The organism is Cellvibrio sp. KY-GH-1 (assembly GCF_008806975.1).
Taxonomy (GTDB): Bacteria; Pseudomonadota; Gammaproteobacteria; order Pseudomonadales; family Cellvibrionaceae; genus Cellvibrio.
On the sequence record NZ_CP031728.1, the window covers coordinates 1,092,385 to 1,105,348 of the forward strand.

The following is a 12,964-nucleotide window of genomic DNA, read 5'->3' on the forward strand; positions in this document are numbered from 1 at the left end:
TTAGGAAAATAGTTCCGATTCTCATTTACCCGATTACTAACTAATAACCTATTACAGCAGACTGGATACCTATGACCTCGATTACTTTTTCAAAAGATCAGAAAATTTTACCTGCGTCTCAGTTCTATCCGCATGACAAAAAGCCCCATAGATTTACCCATGAGGCTTTGCTTTTTTAACTTGTTAATTCAGCTACAAAAATTACAATCGCCTACTCAATTTTGGAGCACAAACACATCAGAAAGTGAACTTCGTAACGACTTATTTTTCTCATAAGGTAATTGCATTTGAAATGCAAAACTTTCCCCACCCACTGAAACCGTACCTTTAATACGCCAAAACCACCAACTTGCATTGAGCACATCTACAATAGAGTCAATTTTTACTTCCTGCCCAACATTCAGCAGCTTATAAACTCTAATATCATTTGATGGTGTGCAATTTCCATCACCTACTTTTATATTTTTATATTTGTCGAAATGTGCAACATCATCCGGGTCAATTTTATAAATAAAATCTATATCGGCAATTTTATCCTCATAAACAACACGAAATATCCCACAATTCAAGTAGAGCGACAAATACATTGGATTAGCTAATTTGAAAATTTGACTACCAAACTCCCGCTCTATTTCATTACGATTAAGACTAACACTTGTGCATGATGCCAATAGAAACACAACGAATAAAATTAAAATTTTGTATTTCATAGCCACTTCCTCCGGTTTTCAGGATGATTTTGATAATTTTGCTTCCAGCCATGACATAACGCCCCACCCAAGCTGGAATCTAGGCAATCTGTGCTCGTTGAAAATGGGTTAAAAATACGCCCCAAAAGAAATCCATTTACAAAATCTCCTTTCCCCAAATTTGTAATTGCCATGTTTGTCGATACCGCAATATTACCGAAAGGTAAAGAATTCAATTGCGCCGACGGCGCATAGCCTCTCGCAACCAAATTATTACACGTTAAGGTTCCCAAACTATGGCAACCCGATATCGCTTTTCCGACATTATTACTAGTTATATACTCGTGACCTGAGGCATCCAGTAACCCCTGGTACCCCAAAATTGTGTCGTTGACATCCCAAATAACCCCAACTAATCCTTTCTCTCGACTTGTAAAACCACTGACAGAGTTAGTTTTTTCGTCGTACCGCCCCCCCGCAACCTTATTTCCAATAAACGAATTTACTGTAAGTAACGCATTCAACTCAGCGAGTGACAAGCCATTTTTATTAGCAACCCGCTCTAACTCTCTTGAGACATAATAATTTTTTACCTCATGAGCAAGATTAATAAAAGAATTAACCGTGCTATTCCAATCAACACCATTGTTAATGAAATTAATTGCTTTCCCTAAATTAGGATCTATCCGTTCTGCCGCCAAACTAATCGCACTACCAATATTCAATTTAGGGGGGCCGTTCACGTAGGTCATAACTGCCGCAACAGCCGCAGCATTGAAGGCTTGACTGCTGCTGGCCCCCACGGCTCTCGCAAAATCGTAGGCCCAAGCCGCCGCACAAACTGCGGCGTATGGACCACAAAAGATAGAACCAGCCGCTCCAACGAAACCAACAACTTCTGCTCCAAAAACTTTAATTGCACCTCTAATAATTGAGCGCCTAATATCTTTTAATGCGTTATAAATTTTCTTAAAGAAAAACCCACTAGGATCAGTCGCGTTCAACGGGTTATTCAGCACATACGAATAGCGGTTGTAACTCTGTGTATTGGTCGCCGCTTGAATAAATGGATCTGCCTGTAAGAAGCGCGCAAGACGTGGGTCGTAGATACGGCCATTCATATGAATGATGCCCATGTCATCAATCATTTCATGACCAGTGTAACCACGTGTGGTTATCGGATTGGCAAAACCGGTTAAAGTGAGTGATGCCAATATTTCGCCTAACACCTGAGAGTCTGTTTTAGTTGTCCCCTCACCCCACGCGGCAAGACTATTGGAATCCGCTGGTCTTCTTGCCCCCCATGGATCAAAACTCATTGATTGTGTTGCTACACCCAAGGTGTTGGTAATGATATCCACACTACCCAAATGATCGCTGTACACATACGACTTATTGGCATTGTGAATTTTTAAATTCTGCTTATCAGCATCAGCCGTGGTTTTGTAGGTAATGGTCACACCAGCAACATTGCGTCTCCATTCGACTTCCGGTACGCCCACTTTTTCAATGCGCTCCACATTACCTAAATAAGTCGTAGTGGTATAGCTAGTGCCATTGCGGTCTTTCCGCTGCCAACGAGAGCGATCCGGGCCATATTTAAACTCTACTGATCGATCATTTCCGCGATAAATTGTTTCCACCATATCATAACTGGTGTATTCAATTGTGCGATTACCCAAATCAGATGTAGAACCTGATTCGGCAACCATATTTCCGTTGCTGTCATAGAAATAACTGGCAGTGCCCGCTTTAGTAACTGCGTGAGGGCCGCCGTTAGTTCTGTTGTAGGAGTAATCACCTACCCCTTTTTTGTTTTTAATGTTGCCAAAGCCATCGTAGGTAATGTCATCTCCGGCACCGGCTTCGCCACTACAAACCGGATTACTTGTGGCAAGCGATTTCACCAGGCGATTGAGGGCGTCATAACAAAAACCTTCTGCGCGATTATTGGCTTGCAGAGTTTGACCCTCTTTCAATACCTGCGCACTCTTATTTGTGCGAGATGTTAAATTGCCTAATGAATCCCATTGATAATCGATTGACTGCACGATCTTCAATCCTACCGCATCAGTCACACGCTGCGATTTTAATAATCCTGATTTTGGATAATACTCATTCACTGTAGTGAGGCCATTGCCACGAATTTCACGCGTGACTTGTCCGTTTTGATTCATGTTGGTTATAGTACTTAATACACCATCTGTACCATCCCAAGAGGCGATGTCTACGCTGCGATACGCATATCCATTTTCATTGAAGTGAGTTTGAACTCCGCTTTCAAAACCAAAGATTCCCCCAACTTGATCAAGCACATCACGAACTTGATATAAGCGGCCAATGGAGTCGTAATCCGACTGGGTAATAAACACATCACCAGTCTCAAGACGAGTGGTTGTACTAGAGACTTGGGCGCGTCCGTTGTAGGTGTAAATTGAACAATGATTGGCTCCTGTGCATGCCCCATCATTATTCAAAATAGCACTCGTAGAGTTGCTCATTACAACCGCGGTCAATTTACCTCGTGTTTTATCCTGCTCGGCGGACGCGCCCAACGGCTTATCAAAAAACCATGCAGTATTTGCTTCAAGGTGCGTATCTGTTTTGTAATCCAACCGATTTACCATACGGCCCAGGTTGTCATATCGCATCTGTGTACTTTGACCACTGGGGTCGCGCTGTTCGATTAATTCGCCAAACGCGTTGTAGCGATAATGCCACCAACCCGCCGTAATGTTTGAACTACCGCCAGCCCAGTTATTAATTTGTGAACAGCTTGCCGATGTACCGTTGAATCCCCCTTTATCCGGATCAAACATGCCGGACTTACGCCCTTGCTTGTCGTAACACATTTTAATGGTTGCCTCATTAACATCAGGCGCATCGGTTGTAACCGACAAAATTTCACCCAAAGGTGAGTACTCATAAACAATAGTGCCTTTGAGTTGATCCTCCACGTGGATCAGTTGCCCCAAACCATTGTGATGCTCTTTGCGAACTTGTCCCTTGGGGTTTGTTATAGTTGTTAACAGGGCACCAGTTGTTGAGTCCCAACTGTAGGCCGTTTCAGTTTTGATAGTGCCTGACTCATCGGGTGCTTCAATACGAACTATACGCCCCAAAGAATCATAAAAGTTTTCCGTCCAACCTACAGGAGATGAATTGGAAAAATAGGGCATGCTTTGCCGTTTAATACGACCAAGGTTGTCATACTCCGAATCTGTATAAATCCAGATACCATCAAAACCTTTTTTACCCGCGCGAATACTGCGGCCCAGGATGTCGAAATACGCAATGGTTTCACCGCCACCTGAAACACGCTGCCGAGTGAAAAATTTCGCTCCGACAGGACATGCAGAACCGGAATCACAATAAAGGGTATCTTTACGAGTCCAGGCACCGGTTTGCCCCCCCGCGAAAACTTCTTTACGCAGGTATTCATTTCCAAATGAATCGTATTTCACCTCAGTCGAAATGTTATTAGCATCTGTAATCTGGTGCGGCTGACCATATTCGTCATAGCCTGAAATAACCGACTGATGGCTAGCTCCATTTACAGAGGACACCAGATAACGCCCTAGAGTATCGTAATTATGCGCTGTGGTGCGCTCCTGAACATTACCTCCGTCAACCAGTCCTCTTACCTTAACGCTATTTTTATTGCCTCGTCCATCATAGGTATATTCAGTAACAAGTTGATCGCTCGCTTTTTCAGAGATAACTTTTTCCTCTTTCAGCAAACCTCTTGCACCGCCACTTACATCTTCACCATCAACTCCATAATACTTGAACTCAGCAACACGTTTATTGGTTTCACCGTGAAGGGTCGTCTCTACCTCACTGCGCTTTAAGCGCCCCATACGCAATGCCCAGCTATCACTGCTGTATTGGTTAATGGTTTTTTTAATTAACGTTTTGCCACTGCCTTCTGTAGTCACAACGACTTCACGGACATTACCTAAAGAATCTGCAGTATCTGAATCAAACGGATACATCGCTGTATCTGTAGTAATTTTTTGCAGCGGTAGTGCGCTGACATTTCCATCAGAATCCAATACATATGTAAACTCTTGAGATTGTTTCAAGTACGGCTGAAACACTCTGGTACCCTGATTTTTTAGGAGACGGGAATCCCATTGGTTAACGGCATAACTCAAAATCGGCGAACCTGCTGTGTCATCTTTATAAACGGTTGTTGTGAGCGGGCTACCACTAAATGGGAAATCCTGACGATAGGTAGTAACGGTGGCAACCTTTGTCTGGGCGTCCACAGTTTTCAATCGACCGAACCCCAGGAAACCACGCCCCATCGCCTGTAATTTGGCTTCGGCATAGTAGTAATCAATACGACTCATCGCGTTGCCATCCGTCGGCAAAGGCGCACTACTTTTCACTGACGTTACTACCTGCATAGCACCATTAACTTCCAACACTGGATTACCTTTTGATGGCAAACCTGATGCATTTACAAAAGTCTCGGTCGTTGGATCAAAAACCCTATGACCTGCAGGAAGCTCCCAACCACTGTTCAAACGTCTATAGAAACTGGAACTATCCAATTCATCGTACGTATTCGATGGAGAACAATGAATCGGAGCATTTGACGGACAATTATTACTGTATGTCCTGGAAACTGTTTCCGGTTTAACATCCATGGTGGCGTAGCGACCGCTATTCGACAATGTGCCATACGCAATGAGAGTGGCATTACCGAAACCATTTTCGATTTTGTAAATAAAATTATGCTGCTGCTCTTCCATTAATGCATAGGAAGGATCAGGACATACTTCCGTTGAACCACCTTGATGATATTGAATGTAGCATGCAGGCTGACCTTTGACGGCCATTTGACCAAGACGCCCACTGAGTGAATCGGAATCGACGTGCACGTAATCCGCAACCCCGTCTCCGCTCACATCCGCCAGCAAATAGCTCTCTTTCTTATCCACTGATGTGTTGAAAATGGCTTGAGGCAAACTGCTGAGTCCGCCATATTGAACCTTCATCTTGCCTTCATTTAGATCCCTCCAAATCACATCAACAATTCCATCGCCGTTGTAATCCATAAATTGTGGCGACGCGCTTCCATCTAAGCCGGAAAGTGTGATCCATTCTTGCGCCGCGTTAAATCCCAATCCATTACTCATCTTGATAACAAGCTTTTTATCATAGCCGAGCGAAACAACATCCGTTAATCCATCACCGTTCACATCCACAACGAACAAACGATCCGTGCTGCCACCTGGCAATATCGAAGGCGTTTGTAATGCCGCGCCAGAGTAAATCTGCAACACTCCGCCAAGATTAACCAACGCATAGCGGTAAGTAGCATCTATAGAGGTAGGACCGGCCGATGTGCTGCACGACAGCTTTCGCACGTAAGAACCAAGGAAGTCCATGACGCCGTCGCCATTAAAGTCAGCGGCAGTATCCTGCTGTATTTTTGTTTGCGCCGCAGTTTCGTGGCAATCTGAAAAATTTGTCGCGTTGGTCGGTAGAGGCTCATTCACTTGCGTGAACTCAGAACGGGGTCGCCACTGAAAACTGTTTATCTGGTTGGCAAACGAATACGCCCGGCTTGATCCCACCGAATTACTATTACGCTGTAATTTGTAATAACCTGTAGAGGTGACGGCATCTGCAAGACCATCACCATTAACATCCATAAACAACATATCAGGGTCAGTAAACTCTTGCAGGTTCTCTACTTCACCCCCGCCATCCAAATACCATCCGCTGCTAGCGTTAACTGTGGACAGGTAAACCCTCCAATACTCCCCGGTATATAGCGCCAAATCCTGACGGCCATCCGCATTGTAATCTAACGCGGCAATACGTAAATTTTCATACGGCCTCCGATACAAATTGATTGTGGTTTGATTATTCAAGCCATTTTTATTGCTGTCAGCATAAGCAATATTGATATTGACATCGGCAGTTGTTTCATCAAAAAGCTTCTCGATGGTTAGATAAATCAAGTCTTGCTTACCATCGCCATTCACATCTGCAAATTGATGATTCAATAAGTAACGTCCCTCTTCTACAGTCGGGAATGCCAGAGATGTCATCGCCTTATCAAAAGCAACATGGCTGCCACCTCCCCAGGTAAAACTTAGCGGAGCCAGGCAACTGCCATCAGTTACATTTTCGGTTTCTGCTCTGCATTCAAAAATCTGCGTGAGGCGAGTAAGAGTATTTTCATAACGGGCGTCAGCAGTAGCATCTCCCATGTATTTTAGGCGGTAGTGCTTAACAAGTTTTTGTACTGCGAAACCAGTAGAAGAATCAGCGTTAAATACGCTAACTGAATCCAGCTTTTTAGCCTGGACAAACTTTTGCCCAGCAATAAACGCTTCTGTTTTGTCTTTTCTATCAACATAATTGAAGCGAACTTTTGCATTAAAGTCTGTTCGCGACGCGGACGGCTGCTCGGTGTTAACACTGGGGAATGCATAGCGGATCTCATCAATATATTGCCCGCCACCAGAAGCAGTGCTGTAAATAAAATCTATGCCATTACCAACGTTATCTTGAAAGCGATTTATAGACCAGGTCAAGGTAGTATTCGCGGCAACACCAGTTAGTTTTGAATCATTGGTAAAACCAAAATATGAGATAGACCCGTCCTTTGCTCTTACTTCAAAATAATCCGGATGACCAATTGAGCCACCTTTAGCAGTGACATAGACCCCACTGTCGATTTCGGTTCTATATTCGCTGTCCGATGCTCCATACACACCGGATACCAGCATCAATCGCTGCCCATCAAAACAGAAGCGATCATCGCCACTCCAGCGAATGGGAAGCGATTGGTTATCCTGAACCAATGTTTGACGACAACGCGTAATTGCGGATAAGCCCGACAAAGACCAGCCCTGCCCCAACAATCCATTGCCTGACATACTCGAATAATCAAAAGACAATTGCGGAGCAACACCTGCAACACCATCCGGTAACTCAAGAGGAACTGAATAGGTAGCAGCACCAGATTCACTAACACGGAATTGGCCCGATGTGCTGCCAACCACAGCTCCTTCGGGTAGACCTTCCGGTGGAGGAGAATTAACGTCAGGCCCGACAAGATAAGGACTAAGGTTTGCTGAAATTGATGAGGATGAACCGGCAGACACAGAACCACCAGAGGAACCATTACCAATATTTATTGCACGCTCAAATTCGAGACAATTGGCAGCAGCAGCTGATTGATAACACTCTTTTAAAACAAAAGTATACTTACCAGCCTGTTTATTTTTCGCAATATACGAATAATTGCCAGCCCCCTCTCCCTTCTTCAGCCAATTCAAGGAATTGCCTACTTTTTCGTAGAGGTCGGCATAAGACCGAGCACCACTCCAGGAAACGTGAATATCTCCGTTACTGTCCGATGTTAAATTAAAAATTACATTGGATATTTCTGGAACTGCATTACTTGGCACACCAGGACTATTAACGGTACGAGTTTGTGTTACCAGTCGATCAATATAAATGCCGCTTGCATCGCCTGTTGGGGCGAACTTCACATAATTGTTACCCAACGCCAGGTTTATCGGCAGCCCCACAGTCTTCCATACTGCACCATTTGTTGGTGCTAACGAAACAGAGCCGATAGAAACACCGTTTTTGTTAACAGGGACAGTAAGTGCACTAGCACCGGTATTTAAGTAAGAAAATAGTAGAACGCCCTGCTCTGATGCAGTCCGATAAACATTCCACTCCAAATGCCCGCCGGCATTAAAGCTGGCAAAACCAGTTCCGTAGTATCCAGGTATCGTATTTACAATCTGAACATTGACTTTCCCAGTCGCCACCTCAGCTTCGTAGATCGAATTAGAAATAAATATTGGCTCCGAATAAACGCCACAAGTACCTGTAACTCTGCATCCTCTGATTTTATAAGTAGCGGAATAAACACTTGGAATATTGAAACTGGTATTTTTTATCGAATAAGTGGTACCTAAAGGTTCCGACGCAAAGACTTGATAATAATCTACTGCACCGGTCGACGCGGTCCAATTTAATATCAGCCCTTTGCCATCTGAACTTGACACCAATGAAGGTGTGGGCACACTAATTTCAGCGGGAGAAACTATCGCGCCTGTTGCAACATCGATGTAATCAACATTCGGACCACCATTTGCTGTAGTCGCAACCAGCTTAATTTTATTACTACCCGCATTTAGGGGCACTGAAAAATGAACGCTAACCCATTTCTTCCAAGAGCTTGTAGTTTGAAAATTGTTTTGTGAAACCAAAACACCGTTTACAAACAAATTCATTGGGCGTGCAGGCGCATTCCCATTTGAGTAGCGAACTGAAAGTACTGCTTGAGTAGCCGCCTGGCTCACATGGGTCCATTCTATGTAACTACCCACAGCAGAGTTGTAATCGCCAAATCCTGCCCCAGAAAATCCTTCGTTTTCTGAAGCCTTTACGACACCAAATAACTCTGCTGTTTCAGCTTCGTAAAAATGGTTAACTACCTGTGCAGCAGATTCAGCACCAGAAGCATTGTCGGTTAGGGTAAAGCTTCTCGTCTCAGAAAAACCCAGCTCACCACCACCGTTTACCGCAACGACACGCCAGTAGTAAGTACCACCAATTTCCAATCCATTTGGCAATAGCTCAGCATAAGTTCCTTTTCTTTCCCAACCTGTCCCATTTGACCAACAAACAGACTGGCCAGATGAAACTCCAATATCTATGCTCCAACGCCTGTCAGAAAAATCTGGTGTGGTACTCACAGTGACGACGTATTTACTAATTTTTCTCGCTTCCTCTTCCGTCGTCAATGTCCACCGAAAACAAGGATGATTAATGCTGTTGATATAGGTTTGCGCAGCATTTGAAGGACCTAACAACAAAGGAGATATTAAGGTAGGCTTTGGCTGTAACACTTTAACAGGGGTTTCTACCCATTCAGAGCACACACCTGATTTTTTACACGCAGCGACTCGCCATTTATAGTGCTTATATATAACGGCATCTGTAAACGAAATGTTTAGCTGATCTGTTTCGATCAGAGGAATCCAACTCGTACTGAGCTTGGCCTCCTCTGCGCTATCACTAACGGAATATTGAATTTTATAGCCAGTTGTCCTATTAACTGGCTGCCAGCTCAGGTCAAAACGTTGCAACTCAAGGTTTTGAACAGCAGCAAACTGGGCCGGAGCTGCTGGAACCGTTTCCAATAATGTAATTACTGTATTTGAATAGGCACTACACTCATTTTGCGCATTGCACGCACGAATTTTGTATTTAGTTTCTCCCATCACTTTTGAAAGATAGGTTACATCTGTCGCTAGTGGAACGCGATGCTCAATCCATCTGCCACCCGATTCATTGACATTATCTTCTTCAAGTTCATATTTAAAGACATTGCCAATAGGTTTTACCCACTGTAATAACCAACCAGTTTTGTCATCAGTTAACTTCGCTGTTAACGTAGGAACGCCAGGCGTACTAGACATAGAGAAACTACGGATAGGAGAAAAGCCATATCGCCCATCATATGAAACAGAAACCACTCGCCAGTAATAGGGTTCTGCGAATGACAATTGGTTAGATAACTCATTAGCATATGGCCCTGCCTTTGCCCAACCATTATTCCAACATACCTTGGTATCAGCAATAACGGTGATTGCCCAACGCTTCTCTGTAAACTCCGTAGTATTGCTAACCGTTACAACATAATGAGCTGCACTAGCATCAGCTTGCCATTCAAAGCATGGCGCCCCCACAGTGTTGGAAACCACCGCGCCATTAGCCGGTGCAACTAAATTCGCGCTGCCAGGAAGCGGATTAAACTGATTAGTTTTAATGCGTGACAGTTGCCACGCTGAGCAATTATCTGCCGAGTTGCATGACCTAACTTGCCATAATAAATAGCTATACGCCTGCAAGGAGCCCATTGTAATGGTTTTAGATATGCTGGCATCTTTAGAAACTGGCTGCCATCCTGCAGAAGCTAATCCGTCCTGTGAGGATGCCCCCTTAAATTGCAACTCATATTTTGCTGCGCCAACATTCACCCAGGATAAAGAAAATGTTTGGCTATACACATCGGTCGATACGCTGATAGAAGGCGCATCTGGAGCCGGCTCAATTGTTATCGATTTGATATTGGATGCACTACCACAACCATTTGCGTTACACGCAGCAATCTCATAAGAAACAGATCCCAATACAGCTGGTTGATAGCTATTAACATTAGCTAGAGATTTTTTAACCGTTGTTCCATTAATGGTTTCACTTAATTCATAACCAGTAACTGATGCATCTGGTTTATTCCACTCCAATTGCCAATAATTATTATTGATAAATTTGGCATCCAGTATTGGAGCCGCTGGAAAGGGGCTAATGCTAAAAGTACGAATGGGAGAAAAGCCGTAACGGCCACCACCTGCAATAGAAACCACTCGCCAATAATAGGTCGTAGACGGGCTTAACTGGACAGGCAGTTCATTTCTATAAATACCAGCGGTGCCCCACCCCGCATCCCAGCATGCACGAGTCCCGCTGACCGTGTTAATCCAACGCTTATCGGTAAACTCTGTTGAGTCGCTAATAGTCACAGCATATTGCTGAGCAGCAGGATCTACCTGCCATTCAAAACAAGGGGCTCCGTTCGCCTTTTCAATCAACGCACCACTTGCCGGTGAAATTAAAATAGCACTAGTACTAAGTGCATCATACTGATTAGCTTTAATTCGAGATTCTACCCAACCTGAACAAATATCAGCTGTGTTACAAGCACGTACTCGCCACAGAACATACGCATAGTCCTTTACTGATGCCATAGAAATGGTTCTGCTTAATGTTGAATCCTTCGACACTGACTTCCAATTTGCAGAAGAAAATCCAGTATCCGTACTAGAGCCGTTATATTCCAACTCATACTTGGCAGCACCGGTGCTGGCACCAATAGTGAGCGAAAAATGTTGGCTGTAAACATCTGTGGATGCCGTTACTGACGATGCTTGAGGAGTGGGTTCGATATTGAGCGTACGAGTATTGGACTGTGTAGCCCCGCAACCATTGCTATTGCAAGCAACAACTTTATAAGTAGCCGAACCAGTTACCGTTGGTACGTAGGTATTTCCAGAAACCGATAGTACTTTGGTTTGCCCATTCGCTGTTTCAGTCAATTCATAGCGAGTTACTGAAGAATCAGGTTTGTTCCACTCCAACTGCCAGTATGAATTATTGATAACTTTTGCATCCAATGTTGGCGCGCCAGGTGAGTTGCTGACTGTAAAACTACGGGTTTCCGTAAAACCATATTTATTCCCCGGAAATACAGATACCACTCGCCAGTAATAGGTTTGACCAGTAACTAAATTAGCTGCACCCATTTCATATTTGTTTGCACCTCCGGCATACCAGCCTGAATGAAAGCAAACTTGCGATGCACCTGCCCCCAAATCAATAGCCCAACGTTTGTCCGGAAAATCTGATATTGGACTAACAGTAACAGTAATACTGGCTGCCGTTGAGTCAGGTTGCCAATTAAAACATGGCAATGTACTTACACTACTACCGTTGCTCGGGCTGATTAATGAAGTAGTGGAAGGTGTAATTGGCTGATGAAAAGTAGCGTTTCTTGTGTTAATCCACCCAGAGCATTGATCAACTGAGTTACAGGCCTTTATCCGCCATACATAAAAATTAACTGCTGCGACCGCACTTCGGTTTATCGAGACGGAAGTAGAGCCACTAACAACTGAGGAAGGTAACCAGCTGGAGCCAAGCGAATCAACACTATCAGACGCGCTGTATTCGAGCACATATTTATATGCACCTACATTACCCCAGCTAATATTAAATTTATTACTTGTGCTATCTGCGATCAGTGTCGCTGAAGTGGGTATAGCTGGCACCGGTTGCTGAGCAGCACTGGAAGAACTTAAAATTGGCTGGCTAGACGGTGTGACTGGGGTACTGGAACGTATACTTGAAATAGACGCACTACTGGATGAACGAGGTAAAATATTCACAACAAGGTATGGTGAATACGGGCTACAGTTACTCGGACTTGGTCCGTTACAAGCCTTAATCTCATACCAAATATTATTTCCTGTTAGACTTGGCGTAAAACTTTGCACACTCCCAGAAAACTCATACTCCCTTGTGCCCGCATCCTCTGCCAATTTAAATCGAGTTATGTCAGCAGAAGGCTTACTCCAATGAATCGTAACAACACCGCCACTGTTCGAACTCCACAGACTTGGTGTGGCCGGGGGAGTTTGAGCATTTACGCTTACGACTTCCAGTAAGCA

Annotated in this window: 2 protein-coding genes; both read right to left on the minus strand. The window is 44.1% G+C overall.

The genetic code is table 11. The annotated features are described in order from the left end of the window. Positions 1-215: 215 nt before the first annotated feature. The gene (locus tag D0C16_RS04645) at positions 216-710 is read right to left on the minus strand and encodes a hypothetical protein (RefSeq protein ID WP_151031229.1); all 495 of its coding nucleotides are present in this window, start codon (positions 708-710) and stop codon (positions 216-218) included. Then, complete coding sequence (locus tag D0C16_RS04650) at positions 707-12,682, minus strand: RHS repeat-associated core domain-containing protein (protein ID WP_191968645.1); 11,976 nt, start codon at positions 12,680-12,682, stop codon at positions 707-709. The genes D0C16_RS04645 and D0C16_RS04650 overlap by 4 nt, the downstream gene beginning before the upstream one ends. Positions 12,683-12,964: the final 282 nt, after the last annotated feature.